We start from the raw sequence: 18,608 nt of genomic DNA, 5'->3' as shown, positions 1-18,608 counted from the left end.
TACACCACAAAGAATGGCATGGACGGCCAGCATTGAACAGAGGAAAGTTGCGCTTTCGCCATAGCGATCAGTGTTGATCTAGATCACTTCAGGAGATGATGAGGATATGGCGAGACCGAAGAACCAGAAGGCGCGGCGTGAACAGCTGGTCCGCTCGGCAAAACGAGCGATTGTTGAGCGCGGCCTCAACGGCCTTCGTGCGATTGATGTTGCGGCATGCTCCGATCTGGGCGCTGGGTCGGTCGCGTACTACTACCCGGACCTCGGTGACCTGGTGCGCGATGTCCACGAGGACGCTGTCTCACGGTTCTACTGGAACCGGAGGCAGCAGGGGGCCGAGGGAGAGAACCCAGCGGTCAGGTTGCGGCGTACGATCCGCAGCGGAATTCCGACGTCGCTTGATGACATTGACTTCCAGGTGCTCAACGAGCTGCACACTCACGCCTATCGGGACGAGTTTCATGCGCAGCTCATGGCTGAGCTGTATCGTCTCGAAGTCTCGCTCTACTCAGATGTGCTCAGCGAAGGCGTCGAGGCGGGTGAGTTCACGATGGCATTGCCGGTCGAGACGGCGGCGAGCAATCTGGTGGCGATGGAGGATGCCTACGGCCTGCACTTCATGGGCGGAACACCGCTTGACGCCGACGACATCTATCGGATGATCGCCGCCAACGCGGAGGTCATGACGGGGTGTCGGCTGAGGGAATAGCGGCGATGGCGGCAGTTGGCGCTGAGTCGCAGGCGGTGTCGTATCTGCTGCTCTGGCTGGCGCAGCCGGAATCATTGGGGTCTGCAGTGAAGAAGACGGCGGCGTGACTTTCTACGAGCCGATCACGGGCGGTGCCCCCGTCTGCAACCCGCTGGCCTGATAATCAAACGTGGAAGAATGTTGATTCCAAACTACTTGGGGTAGGAGAGATCGAATGCCGTTAGCAATGAAGATCGCAGCCTGGAGCTTGCTTGCGATCGGAGCCGCTGTAAATATTGCATTCCTCGTCGGACCAGGGACCCAGGAATATCCACTTTGGGCTCTGTTGCCTGTCGTGGCAGGCGTGTTGCTTATGATCCCGATTGTGAGGCACAACCAAGCTCAACGGGGAGAGTAATTGATTCGTGCCAAGTAGCTGTGAACGGCCCAACTTCACAAATTGAGGTTGGGCCGTTCGTGGTTTCTACGTAGTCAATCATGGAGTCACGCGCCTGAATCGCCCTCCCGCGCCCAGCTGAAACCGGACGCGGGAGAGAGTAAGAGGTTTCACCCCCACTGCAGCCAGGTGGTCTTGAAGTCCGAGTAGTTCTCCAAGGCGTGTACCGAGAGGTCACGACCGAAGCCGGACTGCTTGAACCCGCCGAAGGGTGTCGTGAAACCGAGAGCGTCGACGGTGTTAACAGAGACCGTGCCCGCGACGAGGAGGGACGAGACCCGGTGGGCCCGGGCCATGCTGCCGGTCCACAGCGAGGCCGCGAGGCCATAGGGAGTTCCGTTCGCTTTCTCGATCGCCTCATCCTCGGTGTCGAAGGGCGTGACGAGGGCGACTGGGCCGAAGATCTCATGTTGGTGCAGGCGGTGGTCGGCGGGCAAGTCGGTGACGATCGTCGGGTCGATGAACGCCTTTGACCCGTTGATCTCCGGGCGGTTGCCGCCCTTGATGATGATGCCGTCGGCGCGAGCTTCCTCGACGCATTCCCACACCTGATCGGCGTGCTTCTCCGAGACCAGCGAACCGATCGCCGTCTCAGGGTCCAGCGGATCGCCGGGCTGGAATCCATCGGCCGCGGCCGTGAAGAGTTCAAGGAACTTCTCGTACACGGGGCGTTCGACGAAGATGCGTGAGTTCGCCGAGCACACCTCGCCCTGGTTGTAGAAGGCACCGAATGCGGACTTGCTCGCCGCAGCCTCGAGGTCGTCGCAGTCGGCGAAGATGATGTTCGAGCTCTTCCCGCCGGCTTCCAGAGCCAGGCGTTTCATGTTCGAGGTTCCGGCGTATTGCTGGAGCTGCATGGCCACCTCGGTGGAGCCGGTGAAGCCGAGCATGTCGACGTCCATGTGCATGCCCAGCGCCTGACCGACGACCGATCCGCGACCGGGGACGACGTTGAGGATGCCCGCCGGAACCCCCGCCTCGGCGGCGAGTTCGGCCAACAGCAGGATCGAGTGCGAGGCCTCGACCGGGGGTTTGACGACGAGCGCATTGCCCGCAGCCAGGGCCGGAGCGATCTTCCACGTCGCGATCTCCAGCGGGTAGTTCCACGGCACGATGATGCCGATGACCCCGAGGGGCTCACGGGTTACCAGCGCGGTCGACCCCACCGGGGTGACCGGGATTTCGTCAGCGGTCTTCTCGATCGCCTCGCCGTAGAAGCGGTAGAGTGCAGCGGAACCGGGAGCGTCGATCGTAGAGGATTCCCCGATCGGCTTGCCCATGTCGAGGGTGTCGAGCAGAGCGAATTCGTCGGCCCGCGCTTCGATGAGATCTGCCAGGCGCAGCAGCACCTCACGACGATGCGTCGCCGAGGCTCGTGACCACTCACCGGATTCGTAGGCGGTGCGTGCCGCACTCACCGCAGCATCGACATCGGCCTGCCCACCGAGGTGGAGCTGCGAGATCGTCTCACCGTTGGCAGGGTTCGTCTTCGCCTGGGTCTGGCCCGATTGTGCGTCGACGCGTTCGCCGTTGATCACAGGGCGTCCGTCGATGGTCAGCTTCGCTGCCTTGTCATGCCAGGTTGTGGCGACGGCGGTGGGCGCTGAGACGGTGTCAGTCATGGGAGAGTCTCCAGTCGTGTGTGGTGGTATGGATGGCTAAGCGCTCGCCGAGGCGGTTGCCGGGGTATCGAGATCATCGTCCTTGAGGAGGTCGATGCCTTTGGTCTCTGGAATCGAGACCACGGTGATGATGCCGACGACGCCCACGACGGCCAAGAAGAAGCCGGGGCTGAGCATGCTGCCGGTGTTCCCGATCAGCCAGGTCAGGGCGTAAGGCGCGGTGCCGGCGAACAGAGCGGCTGTGAGTGCATAGGCGATCGAGAGTCCGGTCTGCCTGGTCCGCGTCGGGAAGAGCTCGACGACGGTCACGGCGTGAGTGCCGAGGATGATGGCGAGGATGAACGCCAGCCCGAAGGTCGAGACGAACGCGGCCAGGTCGGACTGGACCTGCATGAGCATGAACAGTGGGATCGCGAGAACTGTCAGGGAGACTGCGGCGGTCATGAGCACGGGCTTGCGACCGAACCTGTCGGAGGCGATGCCCGACAGCGGAACGATGATGAGTCCGAGTGCCGAGGCCAGTGTCGAGAGCAGGGCCGCTCGCCCGGGGTCGAAGCCCAGCTCGGTCTCCTGGTAGGTGAGCAGGTAGACGAGGACGACATAGAACGTGACGTTCATGAAGATCTCCATACCGCAGGTCTGGAGGAACTGTTTCGGGTTGCGCTTGAAGACCTCGCGCAGCGGTGACTCGGAGACGGTCTCCATCTTCTGCAGCGCCTCGAACTCTGGAGTGTCCTCGATCTTGCGGCGAATGTAGAGGCCGACGAGACCCAATGGAACGGTGATGAGGAAGGGAATCCTCCAGCCGCCCGCCAGCACCTGTTCGGGGCTGAGCACCTGGGTGAGCAGAAAGACGACGAGAGAAGCGAGGAGGAACCCGAGCAGGGAACCGAATTCCAGCCAACTGCAGCCGAAGCCTCGGCGCTTCCTGGGCGAGAACTCACCGAGGAACGCCGCCGCGCTGCCGAACTCTCCACCGGCGGCCAAGCCCTGGACGATACGGGTGACGATGAGGAGGATCGGAGCGAGCATCCCGATCGTCTCGTAGGTCGGCAGAATGCCGAGGACGAGAGTCGAAGCCGCCATGGCAAGGATGACGACCGAGAGGGTGACCTTGCGTCCGAGCTTGTCGCCGAGGCGGCCGAAGATGATCGCACCGATCGGACGAACGAGAAATGAGACCGCAAAGACGGCGAAGGTCGCGAGCAGGCCAGCGGTTTCGTCGCCTTCAGGGAAGAAGATCGCTGCGATCGTCGTCGCCATATAGGCGTAGACGGCCCAGTCGAACCAGTGGACGAGCACGCCGATGGATCCGGCGGCGACGCTCTTCTGCAAGCCCTTCTTGTAAGCCAGGTCATTCGCGTCGGCAGGGTGTGCACCGCTCATATCGAGTTCCTCCTTTGGAACCTCAGGTCCGCCGGGGACCTTGTGGTGTGGTGTTGCATGCTGTGCGTGTGGCCTCTGGCTGAGACCGATGGTGCGGGTGGTTCAGGAACGCCGGGCGCTGACGTCTGCTGCAGTCCACGCCAGAGCCGTCGCGCCGTCGAGGAGTGTGCGTTCGGCCTCTTCCCCGACACAGGATTCGGCGAAGGCAGCCTGGTGGTTGCTGGCCTCACCTCCGACCCCGATGTAGGGGTGGATCGCATTGACGATCTGGGACACATTGCCCATATCCGTCGAGGCGCGGTTCATCGTGGCAGCAACCGGGTCGACATCGAAGTTGCGTCCAAGGGCGATGGCATTGCTCCGGTAGGACTCCAGTGCTTCCTCATCGGTGCGCATCTCGGCATACCGTTTGCTCTCCGGAGTGATCGACAGACTTGCTCCGGTGGCCAGCGCTCCTGCTTCGAAGCAGTTGATGACCTGCTTCTCGACATCGAGCAGTTCGTCGGTCGATTCGGCCCGGACGTACCATCGGCCCTCCGTCTTCGCCGGGATCGCGTTCGGTGCCTCACCGCCGTTGGTCATCACACCGTGAACCCTGACCGTCTTCGGCAGCTGTTGACGCAGCAGACCGAGAGCCACCTGGGCGACGAGGAATGCGTCATTGGCGTTGATGCCGCGCTCCGGGTAGGCGGCGGCGTGAGCAGCCCGACCGGTGTATTCGACATGCCAGTGCGTCACGGCGAAGGGCTCGGCTTCGGCGACATCGACGGGCGCGGGGTGAGCCATGAGGGCGAAGTCGAGCTCAGTGAACCCGCCGCGTTCGAGGAGTTCGATCTTCCCACCGCCGCCTTCTTCGGCCGGTGTCCCGATGACCTCGACCGTGATGCCGAGTTCATCGGCGACTGCGGCAAGGCCGATGGCCCCTCCCGCGCTCATGGCGGAGATGAGATTGTGCCCGCAGGCATGACCGAGTCCTGGCAGCGCGTCGTACTCGGCGAGGAATCCGATGATGAAGTCGCTGGAGCCGAACGTTGCACGAAAGGCGGTCTCGAGTCCGAGATAGGGATGTTCGACGGTGAAACCGTGAGCGGCCAAGACGCCGGCCACCGAGGCGGAGGACCGAAATTCCTGCCACCCGAGTTCGGGATCGTCGTGGAGCGAATCGGACAGACCGATGAGAGCCGGGCCCACCTCGGCGAGGCGGGCCGCGATCCGGTCCTTCACGGACTGATCGGCAGTCATCACTGAACCGGCGCCCGGTCTCGTGGGCTGTTCGACGTCGGCGGGCTGGTTCATCGCTCGTCTCCGGGGACACCGTAGGACGGTGAGGCCACGGGATTGAGACCGCGAGTGATGTAGTCCTCGCGTTGGGGCATCCAGATGTCGAGAAGCTCACCGAGCTCTCCGATGGGATCCTCCTCGGCCCAGTCCACGCGCAGATCAGTCACCCTCCACCCGGCGTCGCTGACGACGGCGAGCCCGGCCGAATGCACGGGACCGGCCTCTCCTCCGGCGTCGAAGGCGGCCTGGAAGGCTGCGAAGAGGCGACGCTCGATCGGCCCAGTCGAGGACAGTGCGGTCTCGATGAAGGCATCGAGGACGTCGAGCGACTTGAGCATGTTTCCACCGGCCACGGCATTCTGCTCGGTGCGGGCACCGAAGATCCCGAGAGCCTCGGCGCCGGAATGGGCAGCGGTGTTGCCGCCGCCGTCGATGACGAGGATCTGGCGATAGGCGATGATCTCGGACTCGACTTGGTCGACGATGGAATCCAGGGCCAACTGCGCGGGCCTTCCGGTTGCCATCTCGTCGAGAATCCGTCCGCCGAGGCGGGGATCCGTGATGTTCTGCGAGTTCACTCCGCCGATGCCGTCGGCCAGGTTGAGGCACCGGGCGGAGACCGCGGGGGAGGACGAGGCGATCGCGGCACCGAATTCGCCGGTGTCGGGATCGTGGAGGAGCAGGGAGAAGGTCACTTGGCCACCTCGGTGGGGGCTGTGATCGCGGTGCTGGGTTCGCTGATGACGGCGGTGGCGTCGATTTCGACGAGCCACTCGGGGCGGGCGAGAGCCTGAACGACGATGCCCGTCGAGACTGGGTAGACGCCCTTGAGCCACTTGCCCACGGTGCGGTAGACATCCTCGCGGTAGCGGGGATCGATGATGTAGATGGTGACCTTGACGATGTCCTCGAGCCGACTGCCCGCTTCTTCGAGGAGCATGGCGATATTGGACATGGCCTTCTCCGCCTGCGCAGTGACGTCGCCGATGCCCACGGACTCGCGAGTCTCAAGGTCCTGGCCGATCTGCCCGCGGAGATAGACGACACCACCGGCGACGACGGCCTGGCACAGATCGTTGTCGAGATTCTGTTCGGGGTAGGTCTCTTTGGTGTTGAACATTCTCAGACGTGTGTGCGTGGGTTCGGCCACTGCGGTCTCCTCTTCGAGCTGATCGGAACATGTCAAACGGGTTGTGGGGCCGTTCGGTGTGTGGTTCCATTCTCGGAAAGATCGGAGTATCTGTGAAATAGTTATTATCTAGAGACTCCATCTGAAAATCAGATTCCAAATCTGAATAATAGTTTCCAATGACGAAGAGGTCGCCATGGTCCACAGATTCTCGATCACGCTCACCCAGCTCTCGTACTTCGCAGAATGCGCGAAGACGCTGAACATGACGACGGCGAGCCAGGAGCTGCACATCGCGCAGTCGGCGGTGTCCACGGCGATCAATCAGCTGGAGAAGGCGCTCGGCGCACCTCTCTTCGTCCGCCAGCACTCTAAGGGCCTCGTCCTCACTCCCGCCGGAGAAGGGCTGCTTCACGAGACCCGCCAGATCTTCGGGCTCATCACCGATGCGGTCGAATCGATCCAGGCCGGGCAGAACGAGGTTCGCGGCACGATCGTCCTTGCCTGCTTCAAGACCCTGGCCCCCTTCATTCTTCCGCAGCTCATCGGGCGGCTCAACGAACGGCACCCGGAGCTGAGCATCGAAGTCGTCGAGGGTGATCACGAGGAGTGCATGGCCGCACTGCGCAGCGGGCGGGCGGAGATCGCGATCAACTACGACCTCACCGATGCCGAAGGCATCCAAGCCCAGCGGGTCGGCGAGGTGAGACCGCACGTCATCGTCGACACGAACCACCGGCTGGCCGGGAAGAGGAAGGTGAAGCTGTCCGCGCTCGCCGAGGACCCGCTCGTCCTCCTCGATCTGCCCGACAGCCGGGAGTACTTCCTCACTATGCTGCGTACGGCCGGCATCACGCCCAAGGTCAAGTACAAGTCCTCGAACTACGAGACCGTGCGTTCGATGGTCGCCATGGGGCTGGGATTCTCGATCCTCAACCAGCGCCCCGACATCGAACAGACCTATACGGGGGCCAAGACCTCGATCCTCGAAATCGCCGACCCTGCACCCAGCCTTCATCTCGTCGTCTCGGCATTGTCGCAGGCGGCCGAGACTGCGAAGGCGAAAGCCGTGACGACGATGATGCGCGAGATCCTCGCCGAGGCGGCCTCAGGCGAGGATTCCGTCTGACCTAGTCGATTCGGCTGAGTTCGGTGCTTTAGGCGGGGCTTCGAGATACCTGGAAATGATTGACTCCATGCAGCTACATCTATTCGGTAGATGCAATTGACCGTCAACAACTATTGGCATTGACACTCTCGCCTGCGGTTTGCTGGATCACGAGAGGGCGGACACCATCGTCGCCCCACGAGCAAAGACGCAAGTGCCGTATCTGCAGTTCAGACGCGGTTTTCGAGAACAGGAGTGTCCCATGCCGGGCAAGGAAACTGAGACCACCGAAGTCGTCATCATCGGCGCGGGCCAAGCCGGAATCGCGATGAGCGAGCATCTGCAGTCCAGGGGAGTACCCCACATCGTTCTGGAGAAGAACCGGATCGCCGAGGCATGGCAGTCCAGGCGGTGGGACTCCCTCGTCGCCAATGGCCCCGCCTGGCACGACAGGTTCCCCACCCAGGAATTCGCCGACGTCGACCCCGACGGATTCGCAACCAAAGACCAGGTGGCCGGATACTTCCGCACGCTGGTTGAACGCAACAACCTGCCAGTGCGCACCGGAGTCACCGTGACCACAGTGACCGAACGGGAGCATGCCCGCGGCTACCTCGTCGAAACCGACCACGGCACCATCGAGGCCGGCTATGTCGTTGCCGCGACGGGCCCGTTCCAGACTCCGAGCATTCCGGCCATCGTCCCCCAGAGCTCCGGCATCACCCAGATCCACTCGAACTCGTACAAGAACCCCGCGCAGCTCGACGAAGGTGCTGTGCTCGTCGTCGGTGCAGGCTCTTCGGGTGTCCAGATTGCCGCGGAGATCCAGAAGTCCGGCAAGAAGGTCTACCTGGCCGTGGGCCCACACGATCGCCCACCGCGGGCATACCGCAATCGCGACTTCTGCTGGTGGCTCGGAGCCCTGGGCAAATGGGACCTCGCAGCCCCGCCCGTGGGCGCCGATCACGTCACGATCGCCGTCAGCGGTGCCGAAGGCGGGCACACCGTGGACTTCCGCAATCTCGCAGCCTCGGGCATCACCCTGCTGGGACGCGCGAACTCTTATCTCCACGGCAAGCTGCAGATCGGTTCCGACCTGGGCGCAAACATCGCCCGCGGCGATGACAACTACCTGTCCCTGCTGCGTGAGGCCGATGACTACATCGAACGCAACGGCCTCGACCTGCCCCCTGAACCAGAGGCTCATGAGCTCGGTCCTGACCCCGAGTGCGTGAGCAACCCGATCCTCGAAATGGACCTCGCCGAGGCGGACGTGCGGACCGTGATCTGGGCGACCGGCTTCGGTGTCGACTACTCATGGCTGCAGGTCGAAGGCGTCCTCGACGAGCGAGGCTACCCCGTCCAGCAGCGCGGCGTCACTCCCGTTCCGGGCATGTACTTCCTGGGCCTGCCGTGGCTCTCACGTCGCGGATCGAGCTTCATCTGGGGCGTCTGGCACGACGCGAAATACCTCGCCGATCAGATCGAGATCCAGCGGAAGTACCGCGACTATGAGCCAGATCATAACGCCCTGCTTGAAGCCGCAGTACGGTGATTACCGAGGGACAACCTCGGCGATCATGACGCATCCTCACGACGAAAGAAGGCACCAGCGGTGACCGACAGCGCTTCCGCATCCACCCGCACAGAGACCGATTCGATCGGCAGCCTCGAAATCCCCGCTGCAGCGTATTGGGGTGTGCACACAGCCCGGGCGGGCGAGAACTTCCCGATCGCGCGCCGACCGGTCTCCGTCTATCCCGATTTCGTGCGGGCCTTCGCCTGTGTGAAGCAGGCGGCGGCGCGGGCGAACCTGGAGATCGGTGCCCTTGACGAACAGCGAGCGAACCTCATCGATGCCGCCTGCGAGGAGATCAAGGGCGGGCGCCTCCACGACCAGTTCACCGTCGGCGTGATCCAGGGTGGGGCGGGCACGTCGACGAACATGAACGCCAATGAGGTGATCACGAACCGTGCGCTCGAGATCGGTGGTCACGCGAAGGGCGACTATTCGTTCATCAATCCCAATGACCACACGAACCACAGCCAGTCCACGAACGACACCTACCCGACGGCGATCAAGATCGCGCTGGCCTTCTCACTGCAGAACCTCCTCGGCGAACTCACGCTTTTGGCGGATGCCTTTGCCGCGAAGGGGCGCGAGTTCTCCGACATCATCAAGGTCGGTCGCACCCAGCTCCAGGACGCGGTGCCGATGACCCTGGGGCAGGAGTTCAACGCCTTCGCCACCACCCTGCGTGAGGACGTCCAGCGGCTCGAAGACGCGGTGGCACTCCTCGGCGAGGTCAACATGGGCGCCACGGCGATCGGAACGGCGATCAACGCTCCGGTCGGGTACAGGGAAGCGGTGATCAAGCACCTGCGTTCCATCACCGGGCTCGAACTCGTCACCGCCGGCGACCTCGTCGAATCCACCTCCGACACCGGGGTCTTCATCACCTTCTCCGGGGCGCTCAAGCGAAGTGCTCTGAAGATGTCGAAGATCGCCAACGATCTGCGTCTGCTGTCCTCAGGTCCGCAGGCCGGATTCGGTGAGATCAACCTGCCTGCCCGCCAGGCTGGCTCATCGATCATGCCCGGCAAGGTCAACCCAGTCATCCCCGAAGCCGTCTCCCAGGTCGCCTACTCAGTCGCCGGTGCCGACGTCACCGTGTCCATGGCCGTCGAGGCCGGCCAGCTCCAGCTCAACGCGTTCGAGCCGGTCATCGCCCATTCCCTGTTCCAGTCGATCACCTGGCTCGAGCGTGCCTGCCAGACCTTCCGCGTCAACTGTGTCAACGGCATCACCGCCAACGAGGCGGCCCTTGAGGACACCGTGGCCCGTTCCGTCACCGTCATCACCGCTCTCGCCCCGGTCATCGGCTATGCCCCTGCCGCGCAGCTGGCCAAGCAGGCGCTGGCGACGAACGAACCGATCTCTGACCTCGTTGTGGCACAGGGGCTTCTCGACCGTGCTCAGCTCGAGGAGATCCTCAAACCCGAACGCCTCACCGGCTTGCCCGCTGATCATGGAGTCGACAACGCGGCGGACAGCGCCGAGGCGGTTCCCCGTGACGAGATGACCTCGGAGATCCCCGTGGTGCAGTCTGCGGAGTGAGGTCGTTTCGCTAGTCACAAGAGGTCGCACAAGGCAGTCGACAGCTCAGTGATTCCGCAGCACGAGTGACTCCCACGCAAACGTCGCGACCCAGTGAGAGGCCATGTATTCGTCGGAGACTGCAGCTTCGAGTCCCGGGGCCATGAGGTGGTCGACCGTTGTGAGGAGGCCCCTCGCGTGGTCGGCAACTTCGTGATTGCCCGAGTGCTCGGCGGATGAGAGCAACTTGGGTGCCAGACGCATCAGCGATGCCGCCACGGACAAACCCAAACCGTAGAGGTGACTCTGCTGCCCGTCGGTGGGATCGAGGATCTCAACAGGCCTCAGCGCTGGTGATTCAGGTGCCAGATCAGACAGGAATCCTGGCAGCCAGTCTGACAGTTCGTCCTGCCTGAGAATTTCGGCCATGAGGTCGGCCTCGCAGAGTCCGGGGGAGAGGAAGTCGTGGCCGCTGCGCTCCTGACGGAAGTTCCAGGCCTGGTCCTCGGCATAGAAGCGGCGGGCAGCCTTGGCGATGGCTTCGACGACATCGTCTCGGTCCTGTGTGCGGGCAGCGATGAGGATGCGGCGCAGAGCGAACGCCGTGTTCGAGTGGACGCCGTGGCGCACCGGCTCGGGGACCTTCGGCAGCCACTCGAGGACCAGATCGAAGACGGTATCGGTGAGGACCTGGGTATGCTTTCCCAGCGTTCGCAGCTCAGAGATCTCACTGGCGTTGAGAACTCGGTTGAGGTCGACGGCCCATGCCCAACCGTACGGTCGCTCCCAGCTCGGGTTGCTGCGGAGGAAATCCGCCTCGGCGCGCATATTATCCTCACTGAGGTGGGAGGCGAGGATCTCGATGGCTTCGTCTCGCCAATCCGCATTACGGGCTGACTTGGTGCCCAGAAGCGAGGCCAACAGGTAGTGCATGTGCACGCTGGAGTGCCAGTCGAACGAGTTCGCGAAGGCCGGGTTCTTCTCGCTTGCCGGCACGATGTCGACCAATCCGCGAGCGACGTGGTGGGCCGCAAACGGATACTCGCGGGTGATGTTGGCCAGGGCCACTTCGGCGAAGGGGCGGACGAAATCTTCAGGTGTGGGCATTGATCCTCATCGGCTCGGGGTCCCCATTTTACTTTGCCGAACAGCGCAGGCGACTAGTCTGGGAATACAGGGAGCAAAGCCAACAGGAGGCAGGTGAGCCGTGACGTCGTCACCCCGAGTTTTCGGCAAGACCGTCGATGAGCACACTCGATGCGAGCATTATTCGACTGAACTCGACATCATCGCCATTCGCTTTGCCTGCTGCGACAGGTACTTTCCGTGCCATCTCTGCCACTCCGAATGCGCTGAACACTCGGCCCAGCAGTGGCCCCGAGAGCAGTGGAATCAGAAGGCCATTCTCTGTGGACACTGTTGGACGGAGCTGACGATCGAGGCCTACCTGGGCGTGAGCGCTTGCCCGGATTGCGCGGCGCCATTCAATCCGCGCTGTGTGGCACACGCGGACTTCTACTTCAGTTCCCAGTAGAGGCACCGCACCAAGAGACAACATCGACTCCGTTTCTGCAGGGAATGCTGACGCAGTGTTCTCATGAGGGCGTTGAACAAGCCTCCGCGCCATGACACGGTCATGCACGCCGCTTTGACCATCGATGACACGCTGCTCATGGGATCCGATGACACTACGGGCGATGGTGGCCCCAGGTTGGGCATCGCACTGTCCTACATGGCCGCCGATCTGGCGACTGCTGACACGGTCTTCGCTGCGCTGGCCGACGGCGGCGAGATCCAAATGACTCTTGGCCCGACGTTCTGGTCCGAAGGGTTCGGCATGTGCCTCGACCGGTACGGAGTGCCGTGGATCGTCGATACCGCCCGGTCTTCTGAAGGTTCTGGGGAGTGACTGGCCGGGGAAGAGCAACTACTGTCGAATCATGAGCAGAGCTGAGAGCCTACGGCAATCCGCGATGGTTGGAAGGCAATGATGGCCAACGACAGCAGCTACCCGTTCGGCACGCCGTTCTGGATCGAGACACTCCAGCCGAACGTGTCGGAGGCGGCCGAGTTCTACACTCAGCTCTTCGCGTGGGCCGTCGAGGACCCTGGTGAGGGCCCTGGTGAGAACACCAATGTGCTCGTGGCTCGGCTGGATGGGCAGAGCGTCGCTGGTATCACTCAGGCACCAGGGGCAGTTCCAGCCGGGTGGTTGATCCACGTCCTCGTCGACGACGTCGACGCCTCGATCGCCGAGGCGCAAGCTGCCGGTGGAAGCTGTCTCCTGCCGTCTTTGGAACAGAATTCGGGTGGACGAGCCGCGATCCTCGCAGATCCAAGCGGCATCCCCTTCTGCGTCAATGATGGCGAGGGCGTCGAGGGGGCCGAGATTGTCGGCGAGACCGACTCCTGGTCAATGTCCTCGCTCCACAGTCCCGACTCTCGAGCGTCGCAGGATTTCTATGGTGCGCTTTTCGGCTGGGAACTCCACGAGGTGTCGGGTGCACCCTTCTCACGGTGGAGTCTCGACGGGCACACTATCGGTTTGCTCTCCGACGCCGGTGACACCCCACCTCACTGGGCAGTCAACGTTGCCATCAGCGACGCAGACACCACCGCGGCGCTCGTTGAGTCGCTGGGCGGCACGGTCGTGCTCGAGCCCTTCGACACAGAGACCCACCGGAATGTCGTCATTGCTGACCCCGCCGGTGCCGTCCTGGCCTGCAGTGCCGAGCAGTCGAGCTGATGAAGCTGCCGTTCACCACGGCACCGTGCCTTCGTCGCTGGTGAATGTTCCTGTCGGTCCGTCGGTCCCGCGCAGTGCCACGGTGACGATATGGGCCGCACCCTGTTCGACCGTCTTCGTTCCCTGGAAATCATTGAGTGCTGTTGATGTCATTCCCGGGTCGACGGTGTTGACCGGAATGCCCTCGGGTTCGAGCGCTGTGGCGAAGGCCAGAGAGACCGCGTGCAGGGCAGTCTTGGTCACGGAGTAGAGGCCGAACATCCGCCGATGCGGGTTTTCCGGATCGGCGTTCGCCGCCAGCGAGCCACCGCCGCTTCCGACGTTGACCACACGCGCCCCGGGCGTGGTGCGCAGCAGCGGAAGAAGAGCTTGTGTCAGCGCGATGACTCCGAAGACATTGATCTCGTACATGTTCCGCACTGTCTCAAGCGGCGCATTGGTCAGCAGTCCGGAGCGGGCTCTCTCAGGCAACGGTGTGCTGCGATCTCCGAGGAACGACACTCCAGCGTTGTTGACCAGCAGATCGAGGCGGCCGTACTCCGCGCTGATGTGCTCTGCGGCCGCCATGATGGAGTCTTCGTCGGTGACGTCGAGTTGGAGGGTGGTGGCATTGCCGTCGATCTCGGCAGCAGCCCGACGTCCGCTCTCCTCGTCTCGGGATCCCAGCAGGACGGTGAGGCCCGCTGCTGTCAGGTCCTTGGCGACCTGCAGGCCGATTCCTCTGTTCGCGCCGCTGATGAGGGCGACTGTATGTGATGTGGGCGGTGATGGGGCAGTGGTTTCTGTATTCATGCCTCCTACTCTTCCTGGTTCTTTTGGTACCTGGAATAATGCAGAGTCCGCAAATAATGCTCTATAGTTCAGACATGGCTGGTGATCATCTCTCAGAAGTGCTCGACCTCATCGCGGTCCGTGGTGTGGTCTCCGGTGGTGCTGCCGTCAGCGGCCAGTGGTCGGCGGAATCAGATGTCGACGAGGAATTGAAATTCTGCGCGATTGTGCGCGGACAGGCCACGCTGAGCACCGATGGAATCGACTCTCCGATCACGCTGGTTGAAGGAGAAGTAACGATCCTCAATGCCCGGTCGTGGCTCTGCCTGCGTGGAGGTGCCGGTGACGGGCCGCTGACAAAGGTGGCGCAGCCATCTAATGGAGAGATCGCTCGCCTCGACGTTGCTGACCCTGAGAATTCGGACATCTTCATCGGCGGACGGATCGACCTTGATTCCGCCGGCCATGAGCTCCTCTTTGATGCGCTGCCACCGGTGGCCCACATCCGCACCTCCTCCCCATCGTCCTCGCGCGTGAGCGGGACCATCGATCGCCTCTTCGAGGAGATCTCCTCGAAACGACCCGGCGCGGACTTCGCCGTCCGTGAGTACTGCCAACTGCTCATTCTCGACGTCCTGCGGGCGTTCGCCGATCACCCCGCCGTTCCATCGGGATGGCTGAGGCTGCTGGGAGACGATCGGCTGAAGCCTGCTCTCGACCTCATCCATGAACGCCCCGAAGTGGCCTGGGGGCTCAACGACCTCGCCCGAGCTTCAGCGATGTCGCGCACGGCCTTCGCGGTTCGCTTCCGCGAGGTCGCGGGCATGCCGCCGCTGACCTACCTCGTGCGGTGGCGGATGCTCTTGGCCAAGCGCGAACTCCGCTCAGCTGACTCGCGAATGCGACTGCTCGCTCTCAAGCTCGGGTACTCCTCGGAGAGTTCCTTCAGTTCCGCGTTCAAGCGCAGCGTCGGCGAATCTCCGCACAGGTATCGGACGCGCATGCTTGCTCAGCAGGCTTCGAAGGGGACTGCCGCCCACGTCTGACCATGCGTCAATGGGGTCTCATGGCCTGGGAGACACACTCGCGCAGCAACCTCCGACGGGAGGAGTGCGCCTCGGCGGGTTCACTGCTGTCGGCGGCGTAGACATTGCTCACCGGTGACCACGCCATCGACATCGCGATGACCATCGCCATGATGTCGAACGGGTCGCCGTCCCGGACCTGCCTCGCCTTCTGAGCAGCGGCGATGGCCGAGAGTTTGTGGTCATCGTAGTCATCGTGGGATTCGGCGAGGTGGCCCGTGGGCCGTCGCTCCAATCGCGTCCAGGTGGCCAGTCGGATGAGGTCGGGACGGCGGAGGTATTCGTCGTAGAGGCGCACGGCCCAATCGGCGAGGTCCTCGGCGTCGATGGGCACCGTGTTGGTGATGCTGTCGAGGGAGTCGAGGAAGATGGCGTCGAAGAGCTGGCCCTTGTCGCCGAAGTAGGAGTAGAGCTGAGCCTTGTTCGTCCGTGCGGCCGAAACAATCCGGTCGACGCGGGCCCCGGCGATGCCGTGCCGGGCGAACTCCTCGGTGGCTGCGTCGAGGATGCGCTGGTAGGTCGCCGCTCCGCGGGGGGTCTGGGGTTGTTCGGGCATGCAGTCACAATATCAAACAGACCAGTTGGTTTGCTTCGCCCGGAGTGCGGCAGTACGCTAAATAGACCGAATAGTCTGTTTAGGGAGATCTGTGATGCGAACGACCACTGGATGGCAGGCGACTGGCTCCTCGGAATTGAGTGCAGCCCCGCTGGAGCGGCGCGAACTGCGCCCGGATGACATTGCTGTGAGGGTCGACTACTGCGGGCTCTGCCACAGCGACCTGCAGGCACTGCGTGACCATGATGGTCACTCGCGCCTCATTCCAGGGCACGAGTTCACCGGCGTCGTCAGCGAGGTTGGGCTCGAGGTGGCAGCCTTCTCCGTCGGCGACAGTGTCGCGGTGGGCAACATCGTCGATTCCTGCGGTCAGTGCCCCATGTGCCGGGCAGGACAGGAGAACTTCTGCCACGAGTTTCCCACCTTGACCTATGGCGGGAAGGATCGTGTCGACGGATCGACGACCCTGGGCGGGTTCTCGCGGGAGTACGTTGTCCGCGAAGATTTCGCCTACCGACTTCCCGAGGGGTTGGATCCGGCCGCGGCAGCACCGCTGATGTGTGCGGGCATCACTGTCTGGGAGCCGCTGCGCGCGTTGGATGTCAGGCCGGGTGTACGCGTTGCCGTGGTCGGCCTCGGAGGCCTCGGCCATCTCGCAGTCAAGCTCGCGGTCGCACTCGGTGCCACCGCGACCGTGATCAGCCGCTCCTCGGACAAGGCCGACGATGCCGGCCGACTCGGCGCGGATGGGTTCATCGTCTCCACCGACTCTGCGCAGATGACCGCGGCGAGGGAGAGCTTCGACGTCGTCATCGACACCGTCTCGGCACCACACGACATCGCGCCCTATCTCAAGCTGGTCGGGCTGGACGGGACTCTCAGCGTCCTCGGCTATCTGGGCGCGCTCACCGTGGAGGTCACCGACCTGCTCATCGGCCGAAAGAAGCTCAGTTCCGCAGGCAGCGGGGGTCGACCTTCGACCGCTGAAATGCTGCAGTTCTGTGCCGACAGCGGGGTCGTCCCCGACGTCGAGGTGCTGCCGTCTTCACAGGTCGATACGGCGCTTGAACGACTCGCAGGAAACGACGTGCGGTACCGATTCGTTCTCGACATGTCCGACCTGGATTGATCCGGCAGGATGGAGTCATGACCGAGCATCCCCAGCACCACCCGCTCATCCTCGCCGATACTGCCGAGTGGCGAGACTGGCTGGCGCGCAATGACGGCACATCAGACGGCGTGTGGCTGCTGCTGGCAAAGAAGAACGTCACCACGCCGACATCTCTGAGCTACCAGGAGGCTCTCGAAGAAGCCCTGTGCAGCGGTTGGATCGACGGACAACGTCGAAAGTTCGACGAAACGACATTCGTCCAGCGCTTCACTCCCCGCCGCTCCCGCTCGAACTGGTCGAAGCGCAATGTCGAGATCGTCCAACGCTTGAGCGACGACAGACGAATGCGGGAGCGCGGTGCCGCCGAGGTCGCTGCTGCCAAAGCGGACGGACGCTGGGCCAATGCGTACCTTGGGCAGGCGCAGGTGACCATTCCCGATGATCTTCGTGATGCTCTCGCCAGGGCGCCAAAGGCCCACGCCGCGTTCGATCGGTTCACTCGTGCAGAGCGGTACTCAGCAATGCTGCCGATTCTCACTGCACGCAGCGACGAGACAAGGGCCAGGATCATCGCTCGACTCGTCGACCGCCTCGGCGAGGTCGACCAGTGACAAGGCTGAGGGCAGATTGACTCCGCCCAGAACAGCGATCTCGGTGAGTATGACGAAAGGCCGCCTGCCCGCAGGGGAATCGGTAGGCTTACTCCAATGATTCGTGGATTTCGTCAAGTGGACGTCTTCGGTACCCAGCCGTGCACAGGTAACCCGGTTGCCGTGGTGCTCGACGCTGCAGGAATCGACGACGAGAGCCTGCGCCGGTATTCGATCTGGTCGAACCTGTCCGAGTGCACGTTTGTGCTGCCGCCGACAGAGCCAGGTGCTGACTACCGAGTCCGCATCTTCAGTCTGAGCACCGAACTGCCCTTTGCCGGGCATCCGACATTGGGCACTGCCCGAGCCTGGTTGGACTCCGGCGGAGTTCCATCGACTCCAGGAGTCGTCATTCAGGAATGCGGGGCGGGGCTGGTGCCAATTCGCGTCGAGGAGGATCTGCTTGCCTTCACGCCCCCGCCTCGCCTGCGGTCTGGTCCAGTTGACTCAACGATGATGTCTGCATTGAACGACATTCTCGGCATCGACGGCCGCCACGTGATCGATTCCGAGTGGCTCGATAACGGCCCCGGCTGGGTCGGGGTTCTTCTCGACAGCGCACAGACCGTACTCGACTTGCGCCCAGACGCATCCGCGCATCCGGGACGGTGGGATATCGGTGTGATCGGAGCCCACGAGTCGGGTGCCGAGGCGGCATTCGAGGTTCGCGCCTTCTTCACTGAAGGCGATGAACCGTTGCGCGAGGACCCGGTCACGGGAAGTCTCAACGCTGCGGCCGCGGAATGGCTGATCGCCACCGACCGTGCCTCCGCTCCCTATCTTGCTGCTCAAGGCACAGCGATGGGCCGTGAAGGTCGCGTCCACATCAGTTACGACGATGGTCGACTGTGGGTGGGAGGTCGTACTGAAGTTGTCCTGTCTGGAACCATTGACTTGTGACTGCGGGGGAGTAGGGTGCGA

The 18,608-nt window shown here is 63.0% G+C and carries 19 protein-coding genes; 11 read left to right on the top strand and 8 right to left on the bottom strand.

Features of this window, described 5'->3' with window-relative positions:
- Positions 1-106 precede the first annotated feature (106 nt).
- Positions 107-709 (top strand): TetR/AcrR family transcriptional regulator, encoded by a 603-nt coding sequence (locus JFC13_RS11325; protein WP_198397182.1) that lies wholly within the window; start codon positions 107-109, stop codon positions 707-709.
- A gap of 546 nt (positions 710-1,255) precedes the next feature.
- On the opposite strand, the gene JFC13_RS11320 is transcribed toward JFC13_RS11325, so the two are convergent.
- The 5 genes from JFC13_RS11320 to JFC13_RS11300 all read right to left on the bottom strand — a co-directional run bounded on the left by JFC13_RS11320 (position 1,256) and on the right by JFC13_RS11300 (position 6,554).
- Positions 1,256-2,767, bottom strand: a complete 1,512-nt coding sequence (locus tag JFC13_RS11320) for an aldehyde dehydrogenase family protein (RefSeq protein WP_198397181.1) — start codon at positions 2,765-2,767, stop codon at positions 1,256-1,258.
- A 36-nt stretch (positions 2,768-2,803) separates the two neighbouring features.
- Complete coding sequence (locus JFC13_RS11315) at positions 2,804-4,153, bottom strand: MFS transporter (RefSeq protein ID WP_198397180.1); 1,350 nt, start codon at positions 4,151-4,153, stop codon at positions 2,804-2,806.
- Positions 4,154-4,255: 102 nt separating this feature from the next.
- Positions 4,256-5,449, bottom strand: a complete 1,194-nt coding sequence (locus JFC13_RS11310) for a M20 family metallopeptidase (protein WP_408610742.1) — start codon at positions 5,447-5,449, stop codon at positions 4,256-4,258.
- Positions 5,446-6,129 (bottom strand): DUF1028 domain-containing protein, encoded by a 684-nt coding sequence (locus JFC13_RS11305; RefSeq protein ID WP_198397179.1) that lies wholly within the window; start codon positions 6,127-6,129, stop codon positions 5,446-5,448. The genes JFC13_RS11310 and JFC13_RS11305 overlap by 4 nt, the downstream gene beginning before the upstream one ends.
- A complete protein-coding gene (locus JFC13_RS11300) occupies positions 6,126-6,554 on the bottom strand; it encodes a RidA family protein (protein ID WP_135447548.1) in 429 nt (142 codons plus the stop codon). Before JFC13_RS11300 ends, JFC13_RS11305 begins: the two co-directional genes overlap by 4 nt.
- Before the next feature lie 205 nt (positions 6,555-6,759).
- On the opposite strand from JFC13_RS11300, the gene JFC13_RS11295 reads away from it, so the two are divergent.
- The 3 genes from JFC13_RS11295 to JFC13_RS11285 all read left to right on the top strand — a co-directional run bounded on the left by JFC13_RS11295 (position 6,760) and on the right by JFC13_RS11285 (position 10,789).
- The gene (locus JFC13_RS11295; protein ID WP_198397178.1) at positions 6,760-7,692 is read left to right on the top strand and encodes a LysR substrate-binding domain-containing protein; all 933 of its coding nucleotides are present in this window, start codon (positions 6,760-6,762) and stop codon (positions 7,690-7,692) included.
- Positions 7,693-7,933: 241 nt separating this feature from the next.
- The gene (locus tag JFC13_RS11290; RefSeq protein ID WP_198397177.1) at positions 7,934-9,226 is read left to right on the top strand and encodes a flavin-containing monooxygenase; all 1,293 of its coding nucleotides are present in this window, start codon (positions 7,934-7,936) and stop codon (positions 9,224-9,226) included.
- A gap of 60 nt (positions 9,227-9,286) precedes the next feature.
- Positions 9,287-10,789 carry an aspartate ammonia-lyase gene (locus tag JFC13_RS11285; protein ID WP_198397176.1) on the top strand — a complete coding sequence of 501 codons (1,503 nt, stop codon included), beginning with the start codon at positions 9,287-9,289 and terminating at the stop codon, positions 10,787-10,789.
- Positions 10,790-10,834: 45 nt separating this feature from the next.
- Here JFC13_RS11285 and JFC13_RS11280 read toward each other — a convergent pair whose 3' ends face one another.
- The gene (locus tag JFC13_RS11280; RefSeq protein ID WP_198397175.1) at positions 10,835-11,875 is read right to left on the bottom strand and encodes a DUF2891 family protein; all 1,041 of its coding nucleotides are present in this window, start codon (positions 11,873-11,875) and stop codon (positions 10,835-10,837) included.
- A gap of 100 nt (positions 11,876-11,975) precedes the next feature.
- On the opposite strand from JFC13_RS11280, the gene JFC13_RS11275 reads away from it, so the two are divergent.
- From JFC13_RS11275 to JFC13_RS11265, 3 genes are all read left to right on the top strand, one after another.
- Positions 11,976-12,302 carry a CHY zinc finger protein gene (locus JFC13_RS11275; RefSeq protein ID WP_198397174.1) on the top strand — a complete coding sequence of 109 codons (327 nt, stop codon included), beginning with the start codon at positions 11,976-11,978 and terminating at the stop codon, positions 12,300-12,302.
- 72 nt (positions 12,303-12,374) lie between these two features.
- Positions 12,375-12,677, top strand: coding sequence for a VOC family protein (locus JFC13_RS11270; RefSeq protein WP_198397173.1), 303 nt, complete (start codon positions 12,375-12,377; stop codon positions 12,675-12,677).
- A gap of 78 nt (positions 12,678-12,755) precedes the next feature.
- Positions 12,756-13,514, top strand: a complete 759-nt coding sequence (locus JFC13_RS11265) for a VOC family protein (RefSeq protein WP_198397172.1) — start codon at positions 12,756-12,758, stop codon at positions 13,512-13,514.
- 12 nt (positions 13,515-13,526) lie between these two features.
- On the opposite strand, the gene JFC13_RS11260 is transcribed toward JFC13_RS11265, so the two are convergent.
- The gene (locus JFC13_RS11260; protein ID WP_198397171.1) at positions 13,527-14,306 is read right to left on the bottom strand and encodes an SDR family NAD(P)-dependent oxidoreductase; all 780 of its coding nucleotides are present in this window, start codon (positions 14,304-14,306) and stop codon (positions 13,527-13,529) included.
- 74 nt (positions 14,307-14,380) lie between these two features.
- Between JFC13_RS11260 and JFC13_RS11255 the strand changes: the two genes are divergently transcribed.
- Entirely contained in the window at positions 14,381-15,331 is a 951-nt protein-coding gene (locus JFC13_RS11255) for an AraC family transcriptional regulator (protein ID WP_198397170.1), read from the top strand.
- 7 nt (positions 15,332-15,338) lie between these two features.
- Here JFC13_RS11255 and JFC13_RS11250 read toward each other — a convergent pair whose 3' ends face one another.
- The gene (locus JFC13_RS11250) at positions 15,339-15,926 is read right to left on the bottom strand and encodes a TetR/AcrR family transcriptional regulator (RefSeq protein ID WP_198397169.1); all 588 of its coding nucleotides are present in this window, start codon (positions 15,924-15,926) and stop codon (positions 15,339-15,341) included.
- A 94-nt stretch (positions 15,927-16,020) separates the two neighbouring features.
- Between JFC13_RS11250 and JFC13_RS11245 the strand changes: the two genes are divergently transcribed.
- The 3 genes from JFC13_RS11245 to JFC13_RS11235 all read left to right on the top strand — a co-directional run bounded on the left by JFC13_RS11245 (position 16,021) and on the right by JFC13_RS11235 (position 18,587).
- Positions 16,021-17,055 (top strand): NAD(P)-dependent alcohol dehydrogenase, encoded by a 1,035-nt coding sequence (locus JFC13_RS11245; RefSeq protein WP_198397168.1) that lies wholly within the window; start codon positions 16,021-16,023, stop codon positions 17,053-17,055.
- Between the two features lie 17 nt (positions 17,056-17,072).
- A complete protein-coding gene (locus JFC13_RS11240) occupies positions 17,073-17,648 on the top strand; it encodes a YdeI/OmpD-associated family protein (RefSeq protein WP_198397167.1) in 576 nt (191 codons plus the stop codon).
- 96 nt (positions 17,649-17,744) lie between these two features.
- A complete protein-coding gene (locus JFC13_RS11235; RefSeq protein WP_101573539.1) occupies positions 17,745-18,587 on the top strand; it encodes a PhzF family phenazine biosynthesis protein in 843 nt (280 codons plus the stop codon).
- Positions 18,588-18,608 lie beyond the last annotated feature (21 nt).

It is taken from the genome of Brevibacterium antiquum, assembly GCF_016107655.1.
Taxonomy (GTDB): Bacteria; Actinomycetota; Actinomycetes; order Actinomycetales; family Brevibacteriaceae; genus Brevibacterium; species Brevibacterium antiquum.
This window is presented reverse-complemented; position numbering and strand designations above follow the sequence as displayed.